Annotated in this window: 18 protein-coding genes; 14 read left to right on the forward strand and 4 right to left on the reverse strand. The window is 67.1% G+C overall.

Translation table 11 applies throughout. The features are described from left to right. Positions 1 to 36 precede the first annotated feature (36 nt). The gene (locus tag AC1DS0_RS04875; RefSeq protein ID WP_476813258.1) at positions 37 to 1062 is read left to right on the forward strand and encodes an ABC transporter substrate-binding protein; all 1026 of its coding nucleotides are present in this window, start codon (positions 37 to 39) and stop codon (positions 1060 to 1062) included. Between the two features lie 36 nt (positions 1063 to 1098). Here AC1DS0_RS04875 and AC1DS0_RS04880 read toward each other — a convergent pair whose 3' ends face one another. From AC1DS0_RS04880 to AC1DS0_RS04890, 3 genes are all read right to left on the reverse strand, one after another. Then, the gene (locus AC1DS0_RS04880; RefSeq protein WP_476813259.1) at positions 1099 to 2001 is read right to left on the reverse strand and encodes an alpha/beta fold hydrolase; all 903 of its coding nucleotides are present in this window, start codon (positions 1999 to 2001) and stop codon (positions 1099 to 1101) included. Positions 2002 to 2018: 17 nt separating this feature from the next. Beyond that, positions 2019 to 3137, reverse strand: a complete 1119-nt coding sequence (locus tag AC1DS0_RS04885; RefSeq protein WP_476813260.1) for an alanine racemase — start codon at positions 3135 to 3137, stop codon at positions 2019 to 2021. Between the two features lie 103 nt (positions 3138 to 3240). After that, positions 3241 to 4062: a GntR family transcriptional regulator gene (locus AC1DS0_RS04890; RefSeq protein ID WP_476813261.1), complete on the reverse strand. Its 822-nt coding sequence runs from the start codon at positions 4060 to 4062 to the stop codon at positions 3241 to 3243. 204 nt (positions 4063 to 4266) lie between these two features. Here AC1DS0_RS04890 and AC1DS0_RS04895 point away from each other — a divergent pair, with 204 nt between their 5' ends. The 13 genes from AC1DS0_RS04895 to AC1DS0_RS04955 all read left to right on the forward strand — a co-directional run bounded on the left by AC1DS0_RS04895 (position 4267) and on the right by AC1DS0_RS04955 (position 14812). Next, a complete protein-coding gene (locus AC1DS0_RS04895; protein ID WP_476813262.1) occupies positions 4267 to 5517 on the forward strand; it encodes an ABC transporter substrate-binding protein in 1251 nt (416 codons plus the stop codon). A gap of 29 nt (positions 5518 to 5546) precedes the next feature. Then, on the forward strand, positions 5547 to 6425 hold the full coding sequence (locus AC1DS0_RS04900; RefSeq protein WP_476813263.1) for a branched-chain amino acid ABC transporter permease: 879 nt from the start codon (positions 5547 to 5549) through the stop codon (positions 6423 to 6425). Next, on the forward strand, positions 6425 to 7456 hold the full coding sequence (locus AC1DS0_RS04905) for a branched-chain amino acid ABC transporter permease (protein ID WP_476813264.1): 1032 nt from the start codon (positions 6425 to 6427) through the stop codon (positions 7454 to 7456). The genes AC1DS0_RS04900 and AC1DS0_RS04905 overlap by 1 nt, the downstream gene beginning before the upstream one ends. Beyond that, complete coding sequence (locus AC1DS0_RS04910) at positions 7453 to 8184, forward strand: ABC transporter ATP-binding protein (RefSeq protein WP_476813265.1); 732 nt, start codon at positions 7453 to 7455, stop codon at positions 8182 to 8184. The genes AC1DS0_RS04905 and AC1DS0_RS04910 overlap by 4 nt, the downstream gene beginning before the upstream one ends. After that, the gene (locus AC1DS0_RS04915; protein WP_476813548.1) at positions 8177 to 8881 is read left to right on the forward strand and encodes an ABC transporter ATP-binding protein; all 705 of its coding nucleotides are present in this window, start codon (positions 8177 to 8179) and stop codon (positions 8879 to 8881) included. The genes AC1DS0_RS04910 and AC1DS0_RS04915 overlap by 8 nt, the downstream gene beginning before the upstream one ends. Positions 8882 to 8917: 36 nt before the next feature. Beyond that, positions 8918 to 9718 carry a putative hydro-lyase gene (locus AC1DS0_RS04920; RefSeq protein WP_476813266.1) on the forward strand — a complete coding sequence of 267 codons (801 nt, stop codon included), beginning with the start codon at positions 8918 to 8920 and terminating at the stop codon, positions 9716 to 9718. Between the two features lie 125 nt (positions 9719 to 9843). Continuing rightward, on the forward strand, positions 9844 to 10806 hold the full coding sequence (locus tag AC1DS0_RS04925; protein ID WP_476813267.1) for a glutamate cyclase domain-containing protein: 963 nt from the start codon (positions 9844 to 9846) through the stop codon (positions 10804 to 10806). Beyond that, a complete protein-coding gene (locus AC1DS0_RS04930) occupies positions 10806 to 11744 on the forward strand; it encodes a dihydrodipicolinate synthase family protein (protein WP_476813549.1) in 939 nt (312 codons plus the stop codon). The genes AC1DS0_RS04925 and AC1DS0_RS04930 overlap by 1 nt, the downstream gene beginning before the upstream one ends. Before the next feature lie 40 nt (positions 11745 to 11784). Beyond that, entirely contained in the window at positions 11785 to 12570 is a 786-nt protein-coding gene (locus AC1DS0_RS04935; RefSeq protein WP_476813268.1) for an SDR family oxidoreductase, read from the forward strand. Positions 12571 to 12645: 75 nt separating this feature from the next. Then, positions 12646 to 13653 (forward strand): DUF2891 domain-containing protein, encoded by a 1008-nt coding sequence (locus AC1DS0_RS04940; RefSeq protein ID WP_476813269.1) that lies wholly within the window; start codon positions 12646 to 12648, stop codon positions 13651 to 13653. 100 nt (positions 13654 to 13753) lie between these two features. Continuing rightward, positions 13754 to 13906: a hypothetical protein gene (locus AC1DS0_RS04945; RefSeq protein WP_476813270.1), complete on the forward strand. Its 153-nt coding sequence runs from the start codon at positions 13754 to 13756 to the stop codon at positions 13904 to 13906. Beyond that, positions 13903 to 14676 carry a VOC family protein gene (locus tag AC1DS0_RS04950; protein ID WP_476813271.1) on the forward strand — a complete coding sequence of 258 codons (774 nt, stop codon included), beginning with the start codon at positions 13903 to 13905 and terminating at the stop codon, positions 14674 to 14676. The genes AC1DS0_RS04945 and AC1DS0_RS04950 overlap by 4 nt, the downstream gene beginning before the upstream one ends. A gap of 13 nt (positions 14677 to 14689) precedes the next feature. Further along, positions 14690 to 14812 carry a hypothetical protein gene (locus AC1DS0_RS04955; RefSeq protein ID WP_476813272.1) on the forward strand — a complete coding sequence of 41 codons (123 nt, stop codon included), beginning with the start codon at positions 14690 to 14692 and terminating at the stop codon, positions 14810 to 14812. A gap of 71 nt (positions 14813 to 14883) precedes the next feature. On the opposite strand, the gene ssuD is transcribed toward AC1DS0_RS04955, so the two are convergent. Beyond that, the gene (gene ssuD / locus AC1DS0_RS04960) at positions 14884 to 16059 is read right to left on the reverse strand and encodes an FMNH2-dependent alkanesulfonate monooxygenase (RefSeq protein WP_476813273.1); all 1176 of its coding nucleotides are present in this window, start codon (positions 16057 to 16059) and stop codon (positions 14884 to 14886) included. Positions 16060 to 16099: the final 40 nt, after the last annotated feature.

Genomic DNA, 16099 nt, shown 5'->3' on the forward strand with positions numbered 1-16099 from the left:
GTCCTTTAGTCGGTCGCGGAGCTGTTGGAGCTTGAGATGATCGATCGCAGACGCCTGCTCGCCGTGGCGGCCAGCACCATCGCCGGGGTGCGGCCTGGTTTCGCCCAGGCCTCCACGCTGCGGATCGGTTATGTCCCCGTGATCGGGGCAAGCGCCCTGTTCGTCCTCGCCGGCGACGGATCGGCGCGCGAGGCCGGCCTCGATCTGAAGCTCAGCAAGTTCGACTCGGGGCCCAACGCCATCCAGGCCTTCGCCTCCGGCACGATCGACATTCTGACCATCGGGGTCGCTCCGGTCGCGGTCGCCCGATCTCGCGGGCTTGATGCCTCGGTCATCGCCGCCGCCGCGATTGGCGGCACCGCCTTCGTGGCGGGGCCGGCCCTCGCCAAGGCTTTCGCCGAGAACGGCAACGACCCCGCCAGGGCGTTTGCGGCTTTCAAGGCGGCGACCGGCCGCAAGGCCAAGCTCGGGACGCTGCCCCCCGGCGGCGTGCCGACAGTCGCCCTTCACCATTGGCTATGGAAGGTCGGAAAGGTCGACCGGGCCGATGTCGAGATCGTCAATATGGGCATCGAGGTGGTGCAGCAGGCCATGCTGACTGGCGCCATCGACGGCGGCACGCTGCTCGAGCCCTCGGCGACGCTGGTGCCCGAGCGCGACCCGCGCATCAGACGCATCGTCAATTCGCCGGAGATGTTTCCGAATATTCCCGGCGTCGTCGTCGCGGCTTCGGGACAGCTCGTCAAAACCAGGCCCGAACTGGCCGAGCGCTTCGTCGGCCTGTTCCATCGCGCGACGGAGCTGATCCGCAGCGAGCCGGCGAAGGCGGCGCCTCATGTCCTCGCCGCCCTCGGTGGCGATCTCGTTCCCGAGGCGACGATTGCGCGAGCCCTGACCTCTCCGGCCGTGAGCTTCGTCAACGACCCCGCGCGGATTCGCCGGGCCACCGAGGAACTGCTGGCCTATCAAGTCGAGCTCGGTGACTTTCCCCAGGCGCCCGCGCTCGATCGACTGTTCGATCAGGCTCTCTATGAGCGTGGTGTGGCGACGGCGGCGCGCTAGGCGTTTACAAGAGGCCACCGCACCCAGCCAGCGCGATCAGCGCTGGCCATCCCTAGCGAAGAAGGCCAGCATCGTCTCGGCGATGATCTCGGGCTGCTCTTCCGGCATGTAGTGGCCGCAGTCCTGGACGCCGCCGCCCTCGACATGATCGCCCAAGGGCTTCATCGCCTCGTAGATGTCGGGCGCGCTGCCGAAATCGCCGCCGAGGGCAAGGATCGGCGTCTTCACTTTGGTGTGGGCGAGGTCCTTGTTCTGTTCCATGTCCTCGAACACGGCCCTGTAGTAGCCGAGCATGCCGCTGAGGTTGCCGAGCTTGCTGTAGACGCGCTCGTATTCGTCGATGTCAGCCTGGCTGAATGTGCCGGTCGGATTGGCGGTCTTGCGCTGGAAGAACCACTCGATCAGCAGGCGCTCGCGACCCTGGATCAGGGCTTCCGGCAGGTCCGGAATGGTGTTGAACAGGAAGTGCCAGCTCTTCCAGCTGCGCTCCAGGCTGAGGTTCATGGTCGGCCGCAGCGTCACGCCGGGGATGTTGGCGTCGAGCAGGACGACGCGCCTGACCTCCTCGGGATAACGGGCCGTATAGGGATAGGAGACCCAGGCACCGATATCGTGTCCGGCCAGGAAGTAGCGGTCGTAGCCCAATGTTTCGATCAGGGCATGGACGCGCTCGCCGGTGGTGCGGGTGTCATAGCCGCTGAGCGGCTTGTCGGAATCGCCCTGTCCGGGGAGGTCGATCGCGACCACCGTGTGCTTCGCCGCCAGAAGGGGCATGACGCGCCTCCAAGCGTACCAGCTCTGCGGATAGCCGGCGATGAGGATCACCGGGTCGCCCTGGCCGCCCTCGACGATGTGGAAGCGCGTATCGGCGGCCGCGACCATGCGGTGCCGGAAGGGCAGGCCGCCAAGCTCGACAGTGCTGTGGGGGAGGGGGGACATGGGCTGATCCGATCGTGTCAGCGGGAGGCGCCGAGCTGGGTCCGGTATTCCCAGCGCCCGTCGCGCGTTTGCACCAGAGCGCGATCATAGAGATAGGCAGCGGTGCAGCCATGGCGCGGGATCAGCGGGACCTGCTGGCCGATGCGCAGATCGTCCGTCGCGACCACGACATGTTCCTCCTTCATCAGGCGGATCGGGCCGGGGCCGCGGAAGCGGTCGGCGAGCGGGATGTCGGGCGAGATCGCCTTGGAGCCGGCATCGAGGGTCGCGGTCCCCGCGCGCACCGACAGGACGGTGGCGAGGACATAACCGCCGACGCGCCAGCCGACATCGGCGAGATCGACATCGTGCTGCGAGCTGGAATAGGTCCAGCTGCCCGGCGAGACCCAGCGCGCAAGCTCGCTCGGCCAGAGATCGAAGGAATAGCTGCCGGCGGCGATCAGGTCGCCGTCGAGGCCCAAAGCCTTGGCGCCGGCCAGGAACTCGCGCAGGCGTCCGCCCAGTTCCTCGACCCGTCGGACGCGCTCGTTTCGGTCGGGGTTCTGGATATGGCCGTCATAGGCGTGCCAGCCGTCGAAAAGGCCGGCGGACTTGATCGCGAGCGCCAGCTCATAGGATGCCGGCGCGATCGGGACGCCGGTCCGCCCGAGCCCAGGGTCGAGATCAAGCCGGAGCCTGAGATTGGGCGCAGGCTCGCGGGCGAGTTCTTCGCGCCAGGCCTGGAGCCCTTCGGCGGAGTCGATCAGCGCTGCAATCCGCGATCCAGGATGGGCCCGCGCGGCGCGAGCGACACGGGCGATTGCCAGCGGATTGACGGTCGGATAGGCCCAGACGACTTGGGGAGCGCCGGCCGATGCCGCGATCTCGACCTCGGCGGCCGTCGCCGCCTTGAAGGCCTCGACGCCCTCCGCCAGCATGGCCTCGACCAGCCAGGGCGCGCGATGCGTCTTGATGTGGGGCATCAGCCGGCCGATGCCTCCGGCTCCCTTCGCGGTCTGCTGCAGATTGTGCAGCACGGCGTCCTCCAGGATGACGAAGCACGGCGTCTCGACCGGGAAGGGCGGAACCGGCAGGGACTGCGACGGCGTGCCGCCATAAGCGGGGGCAGGGGAGGCTGCGCGGACGTGCTCGTTCATGCCGGTTGCTCCGATATAAGATATACCTTGCGTATATTTTAAATCAGTGAAGTGCAAGGCCGTTTCCGAAAGGCTGTTCGTGCCGGCTCCCGGCCTGCCGGAATCAGGCCTGGTCCGACAGGCCGAGAGGGCGCAGATCGAGCGTCAGCGGTTCGATGCTCTTGCTGCTGAGCAATCGGAGCAGGCGCTGCTGGGCCTGGCGTGCATGGGCCGGTAGGAGCTCCTTGAGCCGGGCGCGGTCACGGCCGCGGATCGCCTCGATGATCTGGCGATGCTCGTCGAGGTTCAGCTCGAACTGGTCGTCGAGGACGTTCTGCTCGGCCTCTTCCATCTTGTAGATCAGCACGAGCAGTCGCCGGACATGGCGATGGGTCGACTGGGCGAATTCGAAGAAGAATGAATTGCCGATCGAGCGGTGCATGCGCAGGTGGAACTCCTCGTTGAGCGAGGTGATGCCGAGATAGGCGCGCTGCTCGACCTCGCGCACATAGCGCTCCTGGATCGCTTCGAGATCGGCGACCAGGGTCGGGTCCTCGAAGCGGCAGAGCTGCGCGAGGATCGATTCCGCCAATTGCTGGGCGGCGACGACCTCGCCGATCTCGCGGAAGTCGAGGCCGCGGACGTAAGTTCCGCCGCGGTTGGGCTGGATGTTGACCAGCCCTTCCGCGACCAGGCGGTTGATCGCCTCGCGCGCCGGCGTCCGGCCAAGCTTGAACTGCTTGATCAGCAGCGGCTCGTCGATCCGGCTGCCCGGCTCCAGCGTCAGGTCGATGATCTTGGCCCGCATCAGGTCGAGCGCCGCGTCGGTCTGGGAGGGCTTGGCGCCCTGTGGCTCCTTCGCTGCCCTTGCCGAGGTCGCCTTGTCCTGCCGCAGGCGGCCAGTGCTCGCCCGCTGCGACTCTTCGGTCTTGCCCGCTTTGCTCATGTCACCCGTGTTCGATGTTGTCCGCGCGCTGCTCCAAGATGGAGCGAAGGCCGATTCTTCTGTCGATACAAGGCGATACGGTGCCTCGATCCGTGGCGTATCCATATGCCCGAAGAATCTGCTTGAATCAAATATATGCTACGTATATCTAACTCTCAACCGCGAAGTCGGACAGGCCGGTTTCGCTAAAATGAGGAGGGTGAGATGAAGGCATTGGGTCGGCGCGAGCTGCTGCTGGGTGGTGGTGCGGTTCTGGCAAGCGCGGGGGCGCGGGCTCAGAGCGCAGCGCCGGAGGTGAAGATCGGGGTGATCTTCCCGATGTCGGGACCGAACGCGCAGATCGGTGTCGATGCCCGCCAGGCGATCGAGGTCGCCACCGAGGTGGTGAACGGCAATTTCGACATCGACCTGCCGGCCGCGCGCGGCGCCGGGCTGGCCTCGCTGGGCGGCGCGCGCCTGCGGCTGGTCTATGCCGACCATCAGGGCGATCCGCAGAAGGGCCGTTCGGAGGCCGAGCGCCTGATCACGCAGGACAAGGTCTGCGCCGTGATCGGCGCTTTCCATTCCTCGGTGTCGGCGACGGTCAGCGTCACCTGCGAGCGCTACGGCGTTCCCTATGTCGTGGCCGATTCATCCTCGCCGAGCCTGCATCGCCGCGGCCTGAAGTTCTTCTTCCGCCCCGGCGCGCATGACGAGATGTTCACGAAGGGCATGTTCGATTTCCTCGATGCCCAGCGTGCCAGGGGCAGGCCGGTCGAGACCGTGGGCATCTTCCACGAGGACACGATCTTTGGGGCCGATTCATCCGGCGTGCAGCGCCGGCTCGCGGCCGAGCGCGGCTACAAGGTCGTGGCCGACATTAAGTACCGCGCCAACTCGCCTTCGCTCACCGCCGAGGTCCAGCAGCTGAAATCGGCCAATCCGGACGTGCTGCTGCCGTCCAGCTACCAGACCGATGCGATCCTGCTGGTGAAGACCATGGCAGAGCTTGGCTACAAGCCGAAAAATATCGTCGCCCAGGCCGCCGGCTTCTCGGAGAAGGCGGTGTTCGACGCAGTCGGCAGCCAGCTCGAAGGGCTGATCTCGCGCGCCAGCTTCTCCGTCGACATGGCGGCCAAGCGTCCCTCGGTCGGCGTGGTCAACCGCCTCTACAAGGCCAAGGCGGGCAAGGACCTCAACGACAACACCGCGCGCCAGTTCATGGCGCTGCTCATCCTCGCCGACGCCATCGACCGGGCGAAATCGCAGGACGGCGCTAGGATCCGCGAGGCGCTCCAAGCCACCCGCATTCCCGGCGAGAAGACGATCATGCCGTGGAAGCAGGTGGCGTTCGGGCCAGACGGGCAGAACGACGACGCCGACCCCGTGCTGATCCAGTACGTGAAGGGGCAATTCGTCACGATCTTCCCGGACGCGCTCGCGATCGCCCCCGCGATCTGGCCGATGCACTCCTGATCTTCCGACGCTCCTGAAAGGACTACATCATGGCGACGCAAGCCCTGCTTCAGGTGCTTGCGAGCGGCATCCTGATGGGCTTGCTCTATGCGCTCATCGCGGTCGGCCTCTCGCTCATCTTCGGACTGATGGACGTCGTGAACTTCGCCCATGGCGAGTTCCTGGCGACGGCGATGTACGCTGTCTTCGGCCTCTGGCTCCTGACCAGTCTCGACCCCGTTCTCCTCGCTCCGCTCGCGACGGCGGTGATGTTCGCCTTCGGCGCGCTCGCCTATGTCCTCGTCGTTCGCCACGCCATGCGGGTGAAGGCGAATTTCGGCATGGTCCAGATCTTCGCGACCTTCGGTCTTGCCGTCCTGATCCAGGGCGCTTCGCAATATCTGTTCAGCCCCGATTATCGCAGCATCACCAATAGCTGGCTCGGCGGCCGGACGCTCGATCTCTTCGGCGTCTTCCTGCCCTTGTCGCAGATCTATGGCGGGCTGGTTTCGATCGCCGCCTTCGGCGGGCTCTATCTGCTGATGAGCCGCACCGATTTCGGCAAGGCGCTCGAGGCGACGCGCGAGGACCAGGGCGCCGTGGCTCTGGTCGGTATCGACCGCAACAGAGTGTTCGCGCTGGGCTGGGGGCTCGGGGCGGCGCTGGTCGGCCTCGCCGGCTCGGTACTGGCGATCTTCTACTACATCCATCCGCAGGTCGGCGGGGCGTTCGGGCTGATCGCCTATGTCGCGGTGGCGCTCGGCGGCTTCGGCAGCGTGTTCGGCGCCCTGGCCGCCGGCCTCATCGTCGGCGTCGTCGAGGCGCTGGCCGCCGTGATCCTGCCGCCGGCGATGAAATCCATCGGCATCTACTCGCTCTATCTCGCCGTGGTGTTCATCCGGCCGAGCGGCCTGTTCGGGAAGCTGTGATGCACGCAACGGTCCCTCTCTCGCCCGCCATCGCGCTGGACGGCGCTTATCGCGCCCGCCGCAACCGGCATCTCGTCACCGCCGCGATCGTCTTCGCCCTGATCGCCGCGCTGCCGCTGGTCCTGCGCGACGTCTACCTGCTCAACGTGCTCGTGCTGACGCTGATGTTCGCGGCGCTGTCGCAGAGCTGGAACATCCTCGGCGGCTATTGCGGCCAGATCTCGCTGGGGCACGCGCTCTATTTCGGCATCGGCGCCTATTTCTCCTCGGTGCTGTTCGTGAAGTTCGGGATCACGCCCTGGGCCGGCATGCTCGTCGGTGGTGCCGTCTCGGCCGTGCTGGCGCTCGGCCTCGGCTATCCCTGCTTCCGGCTGAAGGGGCATTATTTCTCGATCGCCCCCATCGTCATCGCCGAGATCGGCCTGCTGCTGGTGCACAATTGGGAGTATGTGGGCGCAGCGCTCGGCATCCAGTGGCCGATCGGCGCCGACAGCTGGGCGAGCCTGCAGTTCGGCCGCGACAAGCTGCCTTATGTCTATCTCGCGCTCGGCTCCCTCGCGGTCACCTGGTTCGCGACGTGGCTGATCGAAGGCTCGCGCTGGGGTTATTGGTGGCGCGCGGTCAAGGACAATCCGGAAGCGGCCGAGAGCCTCGGCGTCGAGATCTTCCGCTCGAAGATGGCGGCGGCGGCGGTGTCGGCTTTCTTCACCGCCGTGGGCGGGGCCTTCTACGCGGCCTTCGTCGCCTATATCGACCCGGAGAGCGTGATGACCTTCCGCTTCTCGCTGCTGTTCGCGCTGCCAGCAGTCCTCGGCGGCATCGGCACCCTCTGGGGGCCGGCGCTCGGAGCGGCGATCCTGATCCCGCTTACCGAGATCTCGCGCAGCTATATGGGCGGCTCGGGCAGTGGCCTTGACCTGATCATCTACGGGGCGCTGATCATCGTTGTCTCGCTCGCCAAGCCCGAGGGTCTGATCGGCCTGTTCACGCGCCAGCCCAAGACCCAGTCCAAGACGGAGGAGCGGGCATGAGCGACACGATCCTCGAAACCATCGGCCTGACGCGCCGCTTCGGCGGGCTCCTCGCCAATGCCGACATCGACCTCAAGGTCCGCCGCGGCGAGATCCTTGGGCTGATCGGTCCGAACGGCGCCGGCAAGTCGACCCTGTTCAACCAGATCGCCGGCGCCTACCCGCCGAGTTCCGGCCGGATCTTGTTCGAAGGGCAGGACATCTCGGCGCTGTCGGCCCCGCGGCGTTGCGGGCTCGGCATCGCCCGAACCTACCAGGTGCCGCGCAGCTTCGACTCGATGAGCGTGCTGGAGAATGTCGTGGTCGGCGCCTTCGCCCGGCACGCCTCTGCCCGCGCCGCCAGGGCCCTGGCCTTCGAGACGCTCGACTATGTCGGGCTGGAGGGGAGGGCCGCGGCACCGGCGAGCGAACTCACGCCGCCGGAAAAGCGCCGGCTCGAAATGGCGCGCGCTCTGGCGACGAAGCCCAGGCTCCTGCTGCTCGACGAGGTGATGACGGGGCTCACCCCGTCGGAGGCGCAGAAGGGCGTCGAGCTCATCCGCCGCGTCCGCGACGCGGGCGTCACCGTGATCATGGTCGAGCACGTCATGGAGATCGTGATGCCGCTGGTCGACCGGGCCGTCGTGCTCAATCTCGGGCGGGTGCTGGCCGAAGGCCTGCCGGCTGAGATCGTCCGCAACGAGAACGTCATCGCGGCCTATCTGGGAGACCGCAACCGTGCTGCTTGATGTCCGCTCCCTGACCACGACCTATCGCGGCCTGATCGCGATCTCCGACGTCTCGATCTCGGTCGCCAAGGGCGAGATCGTCGTCGTCGCCGGTGCCAACGGCGCCGGCAAGTCGACGCTGCTGAAGTCGATCGCCGGGCTCGAAGCGCCGCGCTCGGGCAGCGTCATCGTCGCCGACGAGCGCATCGACACGCTGAAGGCGCATGAGATCACGGCGCGCGGCCTCGCCTATGTGCCGGAAAGCAAGCGCCTGTTCCCGCGCCTGTCGGTCGCCGACAATCTGCGCCTCGGCAGCTATCTCCATCGCAGCAAGGCGGATCGCGAAGCGCCGCTCGAACAGGTGTTCAAGCTGTTCCCGCGCCTGCAGGAGCGGCTGCCGCAGCGGGCCGAGACCCTCTCCGGCGGCGAGCAGCAGATGCTCGCGATCGGCCGCGCACTGATGACACGGCCACGCCTGCTCATGCTCGACGAGCCATCGCAGGGCATCATGCCCAAATTGGTCGACGAGATCTTCCAGGCCGTGCTCGCCATCCGCGACAGCGGCGTCACGGTGCTCCTGGTCGAGCAGCGGCTGGTCGAGAGCCTGGAGATCGCCGACCGCGCCTATGTGCTGCAGACCGGCCGTGTCAGCCTGTCGGGTACGGCGGCGCAGGTGCGCGACGATCCCAATGTCCGCAAGGCCTATCTCGGCATCTGACCGGCTATGCTCAGTGTCGCTTCTGGAGACTATCCGATGAATGAACGATCGTCGCCTGCCACTGCCTTGTCCGAGGTGCGCCGGCAGATCCGCTCGGGCGCCTATCGCGGGCAGACCGGCACGCTGGCGCGCGGCTTCGTGCAGGCCAATATCGTGATCCTGCCCGCGGCCTATGCCGCGGATTTCCTGGCCTTCTGCCAGCGCAATCCCAAGCCTTGTCCGCTGCTCGCCATGGGGCGGCCGGGCGATCCGTCGCTGCCGAGCCTGGGCGAGGACATCGACATGCGCAGCGATGTCCCGGCCTACAGGGTCGTCGAGAACGGGCGCGAGACCGCCGTCGTCCACGACATCACCGATCTCTGGCGCGACGATCTCGTCACCTTCGCGCTCGGCTGCTCCTTCTCCTTCGAGGAGGCGATCGAGGAGGCCGGGCTCGGCATCCGCCACAACGAGCTCGGCCTGGTCAACCCGATGTACACGACCAACATCCCGACAGCGCCGGCCGGCCCGTTCAAGGGACCGGTTGTCGTGACGATGCGGCCCTTCACGCCGGCGAAGGCGATCCGGGCGATCCAGATCACCAGTCGCTTCCCGCAGGTCCACGGCGCGCCGATCCATTTCGGCGATCCTGCTGCGATCGGCATCGCCGATCTCGCGCGGGCCGAATATGGCGGCGATGTCGTGCCGATCCATGACGGCGAGATCCCGCTGTTCTGGGCCTGCGGCGTCACCTCGCAGCTCGCCGTCGAGCAGGCCGGCCTGCCGTTCTGCATCACGCATAAGCCGGCCTCGATGCTGATCACCGACCGGCGCAACGCCGAGTTCTCGGTGTTCTGAGACCGAAGACCGCCGCGCTGCCGCACGGGCCGGACGATATCCGCTTGGGCGGATGCAGGCCGGCGGTGGTTGCACTTGTGTCGAAATAATAAATATACGTAACATATATTATTGGAGAATCTGTGATGAGTGACCGGATAAGGAAGATCGAGGCGGTGATCGGGCAGCATGTCAGGCGCGACATCTCGCGGCTGGTCGATTTCGCCAGAGGCAATCTCGGCCGGGCGGCGCGCTCGATCGCCGAGACACCGCGGCCGCATGTCGGCATCGTCGTCGGTTTCTTCATCCGCCATGCCAACCCGCCCTCGCCGGAGACCGACGGGCTGAACGGCATGGGCCATCTCGCCGCCGGCTTCGCCGCGGCCGGTTTCCGCGTCACGGTGATCACCGACGCGCCCTGCGCCAAGGCGGTCTGGGCCGTGGTCGATGCCTTGCCGCACAAGGTCGAGCTCGAGATCGTCGATGTCAGCGAGGCCGCCGTCCGGCGGCTACGCAAGCGGCTGGAAGAGGACGAGGCGCCGCTTTCCCATCTGGTCGCGATCGAGCGCGTCGCGCCTGGCTCGGACGGCAAGCCGCATCGCGAGCATGGCTGGGACATGTCGCGCGAGACGGCGCCACTGCATCTGCTCTTCGAGGAAGCCGGCTGGGATCGGCTCTGGACCACGATCGGCATCGGCGATGGTGGCAACGAGATCGGCATGGGCTCGCTGCCGGTCGAGATCGTCAAGGACGACATCCCGAACGGACCTCTTATCGCGGCCCGGACCCCGAGCGACCATCTGATCGTCGCCGGCGTCTCGAACTGGGGTGCCTATGGCCTGCTCGGCTCGATTGCGACCCTGCGGCCGGATCTCGCGTCGGCTTTGCTCAGCCATTTCACCCGCGATAGCGAACATGCGTTCCTGGCGGCCGCGGTCGAGGTCGGACAGGCGATCGACGACAGCCGCGTCGACCGGCCCGGCACCTTGCAGATGAGCATCGACCGCATCCCGGTCGAGCAGCATGGCGATCTCGTCGAAGAGATCCGCGCCCTCGTCCTCGCCCCTTCCGCCGCCGTCGCGGCATCCGCTCAAGTCCAGGAAGCCTGATCATGCTCACTGCCGAAGCCGAAGGCGTCTTCCCGATTGCGCCGACCCCGTTCCATGCCGACGGGCGGATCGACGAAGCCTCAATCGACCGTCTGATCCAGACCTATCTGAGCTCCGGCGCCACCGGCGCGACCGTGCTGGGCATCATGGGCGAAGCCTCCAAGCTGGAGCCGGAGGAGTCGCTCTCCGTCGCCTCCCGTTTCATCGATGGGTTGAAGGGCCTGCCGGTGATCGTCGGCGTCTCGGCGCCGGGCTTCGCCGCCATGCGCTCGCTGGCGCGCTCGGTCATGGAGCGAGGCGCCGCCGGCGTGATGATCGCGCCGCCCTCGTCCCTGCGCACCGACGACCAGATCACCGGCTATTACCGCCAGGCCGTCACGGCGATCGGCGAGGACATCCCCTTCGTCATCCAGGATTATCCGCTGACGCTCACGGTGGTGATGACGCCGGGCGTCATTCGCCGGATCGTCGAAGAGAACCCGTCCTGCGTCATGCTCAAGCATGAGGACTGGCCGGGCCTCGAGAAGATCTCGACCCTGCGGGCGCTCCAGGTGCGCGGCGAATTGCGCCCGATCTCGATCCTCGTCGGCAATGGCGGGCTCTTCCTCGATTTCGAGATGGAGCGTGGCGTCGACGGCGCGATGACCGGCTACGCTTTTCCGGAGATGCTGGTCGATGTTGTCAGACTGCAGAAGGCAGGCCGGCGCGACGAGGCACATGACCTCTTCGACGCGCATCTGCCGCTGTTGCGCTACGAACAGCAGCCGGGCGTCGGCCTCGCCGTGCGCAAATACGTGCTGATGAAGCGCGGCATCATCGCGAGCGACAGCCAGCGTATGCCCGGCTCGGTTCTGCCGGCGAAGGCGCGCGCCGAGGTCGATTACCTGCTCGCGCGCCTGGCGCGTTTCGACCAGCGTGCGCTTGCCCGGGCTGCCTAAGCTGCCTTGTCATCCGCTCCCTTTCTCTAAGGACTAGATCATGGATCTTGGTATTGCTGGCCGCGTCGCCCTTGTGCTGGGCGGCGGCGGTGGATTGGGGCGGGCCATCGGGCTCGCCCTGGCTCGGGCAGGCGCCAAGGTCGCGCTCGGCGATGTCGACGAGGCGGCGCTGGCGGCATCGGTTCAGGCCGTTGAAAGCGCTGGCGGCGTCGCGCAGGGCATCGTCTGGGACCTCGCCGACATCGCCTCGATCGATGCGCATGTCCGCGCAATCGAGGAGCGCCTCGGCCCGGTCGCCATTCTCGTCAACAATACCGGCGGGCCGCCGCCGACGCCCGCTGCAGGGCAGGATGCGGGGCTCTGGCGCCGCAGCTTCGAGGGCATGGTGCTGTCGACCATCGCGATCACCGACCGGGTGTTGCCGGGCATGAGGGAACGCGGCTGGGGCCGGATCGTCACCAGCACCTCGTCGGGTGTGGTCGCGCCGATCCCCAATCTCGGCATATCCAATGCACTGCGGCTGTCGCTGGTCGGCTGGTCGAAGACGCTGGCGCGCGAGGTCGGGCGCGACGGCGTCACCGCCAACATCATCCTGCCCGGCCGGATCGCCACCGACCGCATCCGCTTCCTCGACAAGGCCAAGGCCGAGCGCGAGGGCCGCTCAGTCGAGGCCGTCGCCGCTGAAAGCACAGGCTCGATCCCGCTCGGGCGCTATGGCCGGCCGGAGGAATATGCCGACACCGTCGCCTTCCTCGCCAGCGAGCGCGCCTCCTACATCACCGGAAGCGTCGTTCGCGTCGATGGCGGGCTGATCGCCAGCATCTGAAGCTCGCCTCGCGAGCCTTGTCAGCAGTCAGGGTTTGATGCAGGCCGGAAGGCCGCCAGCGGAAAAGGATCAGTCATGGCAAAACCGACTCTCACGCCCGAACTGGCGGCAAGGTTCGCCGGTATCGCGCTCGGGCACGTCCGGCGCGAATATCCCAACAAGCCCGACCACACCCTGGCCGGCCCGCAGGACGCGCAGACCCCGAGCCAGCTCCATCCGGTATTCTACGGCAGCTATGACTGGCACTCCTGCGTCCACAGCTACTGGATGCTGGCGCGGCTGCTGCGGCTCTTCCCGGAGGTGCCGGTCGCGGCCGATATCAGGGCGCTCTTCGACGAGCAGTTCGTTGCCGAGAAGATCGCGGTGGAGTGCGCCTATCTGGCGGCGCCGACGGCGCGCGGCTTCAAGCGTCCCTATGGCTGGGGCTGGCTGCTGAAGCTCGCTGAGGAGCTCGCTTTGCACGACGACAAGCGCTGCTCGGAGCGCCTGAAGCCGCTGGCCGAGGTTTTCGCCCAGCGCTTCCGCGATTTCCTGCCGCTCGCCACCTATCCGGTGCGGGTCGGCACGCATTTCAACACCGCTTTCGGCCTCAGGATGGCGATGGACTACGCAGTCGTCACCGATGACCGCGATCTCGCGGCGCTGCTCGGCGAGACCGGCCGGCGCTGGTATGGCGCCGATGTCGATTGCCCGGCTTGGGGCGAGCCGAGCGGTGACGATTTCCAGTCCTCCGCCTTGATCGAGGCCGAATGCATGCGCCGCCTGCTGCCGGCGGAGGAATTCCTGCCCTGGTTCGACCGCTTCCTGCCGCGCATCGCGCAGCGTGAGCCGGCGACCTTGTTCCGGCCGGCGACCGTGACCGATCGCTCCGACGGCAAGATCGCCCATCTCGATGGTCTCAATCTCAGCCGCGCCTGGTGCTGGCGGTCGATCGCCTCGGCGCTGCCGGAGAGCGATGCGCGTCGCGCGCTGATCGAAGAGACGGCGGATCGGCACCTGGCGGCGGGCATGCCGCATATCGCCGGCGACTATATGGGCGAGCACTGGCTGGCGAGCTTCGCGGTGCTGGCGCTCGAGGCCTGAAGCAGGGCAACCGCACGGCGGCAGCCGGGTTCAAGCTGCCGCTGCAGGCTTGCCTGGGCGCCAGGCTGTCGCGGCCAACGCCGGCGAGGCGGGGAAAGACATGGTCGAGCAGAACGCCGGCCTCGCCCTCCAGATCGCCCATCGCAGCTATGTCCTGCAGGCAGGGCGGATCGTGCTCGAAGGCAGGGCCTCTGAGCTGCTGGTCGGTGCCAGGATCGGGGACGCCTATCTCGGCGGAGTGGAGGCAGCATGACCAGACAGACCCTGCGGATCGACCACGTAGTCATCGTCACTGACGATCTTGATAAGGCGATCGCCGACTGGCGCGCCCGCGGCTTCACGGTGGAACCGGGCGGCACGCATCCGCGCGGCAGCGTCAATGCGCTGATCTCTTTCGCCGACGGCGCCTATATCGAGATCATCGCCTTTCCCGTGCCGCAGCCCGATTTCTTCTGGTGGCGGGTCCTCCAGAGCGACGGGCCGGGCCCGATCGACCTTGCCCTGCTGCCGGAGGATCTCGACGCCGTTCTGGCTGATTCCGGCGCGTCCGGACTCGGCTACGGCCCGCCACAGGATGGCGGTCGCAAGCGCCCCGATGGCGAGACTCTGATCTGGCGCACCGCCCGGCCGGAGGCGACCGACCTGCCGTTCTTCTGCGCCGACGTGACACCGCGCGCGCTGCGCGTGCCGGCGCCACCGCTGCATGCAAACGGCGCCACCGGTATCGCTGCGATCGTCATCGCCGTTAGCGATCTCGCCGCCTCGACGCGCCGCTGGGAGGCCCTCACCGGCCAGAAAGCCGTTACTTTCGATCTGAGACAGGGGCTCGACGCCGACATAGCCAAGCTCGACCTCGGTGCAACGAAGATCGTCCTGCGTGGTCCGGAGCAGTCGGGCGACGGCCCGGTCGCACAGCATCTCGAACGGCGAGGCCAGGGATTGTTAGCGCTCTCCTTCGCCGACACGAATCCTCCCATCGTCTACAGCCAGCCGGTCGACGGGCCGGGCGCGGAACTGGTTTAAAAGGTCGCGCATCATGACCAGCAGGCGCCTCGGCTTCTTCACCCGTCCGCTCGACGACATGCCCGTTGGCGAGCGCCTCAGGCTGGCCGCCGAGCGGATCATCCATGCCGAGCGACACGGCTTCGACAGCGCCTGAGTGGCGCAGCATCATTTCACCGCGACGAGGGCGGTTTGCCCTCGCCCTTGCCATTTCTGGCCTAGAGCGGCTCATGAGCTCGTGGCGCGCAGCTGGGCCGGCTTGACGTCGTTGGCGATGGTCTCGCCGAAGGGGCCGTTGTTGACGACGCCGGCAAAGCGCGGCTTGCCGTGATCGAGGTCGAGCAGCGGGAAGACCAGCTCGGCGAAGCGATAGGCCTCTTCCAGGTGCGGATAGCCGGAGAGGATGAAGCTGTCGATGCCCAGCGCCTGATACTCGCGGATGCGGGCCGCGACCTGCTCGGGGTTGCCGACGAGGGCGGTGCCGGCGCCGCCGCGGACGAGGCCGACCCCGGCCCAGAGATTGGGCGAGATCTCCAACCTGTCACGCTGTCCGCCATGCAGCGCCGACATCCGGCGCTGTCCTTCGGAATCCATGCGCGCGAAGGTCGCCTGCGATTTCGCGATCGTCTCGTCGTCGAGATGCCTGATCAGTCGGTTGGCCGCGGCCCAGGCCTCTCCTTCGGTCTCGCGGACGACGACATGCAGCCTGATACCGAAGGAGACCTTGCGCCCCGCTGCCCTGGCCGCCTTGTCGACGATGCCGATCTTCTGCGCGACGGCGGCGGGTGGCTCGCCCCAGGTCAGGTATTTGTCGATCGTTTCCGCCGCAACCGCGATGCCGGCCGGCGAGGAGCCGCCGAAATAGAGCGGCGGGCCATTCTCCTGCGCCGGAGGATAGAGCAGCTGCGCGCCCTCGACCTTGAGATGCTTACCGTGATGATCGACCGTCTCGCCGCGCAGCAGTGCCGAATAGATCGAGAGGAATTCGCGCGTCACCGCATAGCGCTCGTCGTGATCGGCGAAGATGCCGTCGCCGGCGTTCTCGACGGGATCGCCGCCGGTGACGACGTTGATCAGCAGCCGGCCATTGCTGACGCGGTCTAGCGTCGCGGTCATCCGTGCGGCGACCGTCGGCGATTGCAGGCCGGGCCTGACGGCGACGAGATAGCGCAATTCCTGGGTCGTCGGGGCGACGGCAGAGGCGACGATCCAGGAATCCTCGCAGCTGCGCCCGGTCGGCAGCAGCACGCCGTAATAGCCGAGCTGGTCCGCTGCCTGTGCGACCTGGCGCAGATAGCCGAAATCGGTCTGTCGCCCGCCCTGGGCGGTGCCGAGATAGCGTCCATCGCCATGCGTCGGCAGGAACCAGAGGACATTGGCTGTCAGGGAAGGGGCAAGGCTCATCGGCTGGGCTTCCTGGGAATTGACGAGGGTTGGCGCGGCC

The sequence above is a fragment of the Allobosea sp. P4_H5 genome, assembly GCF_056400825.1.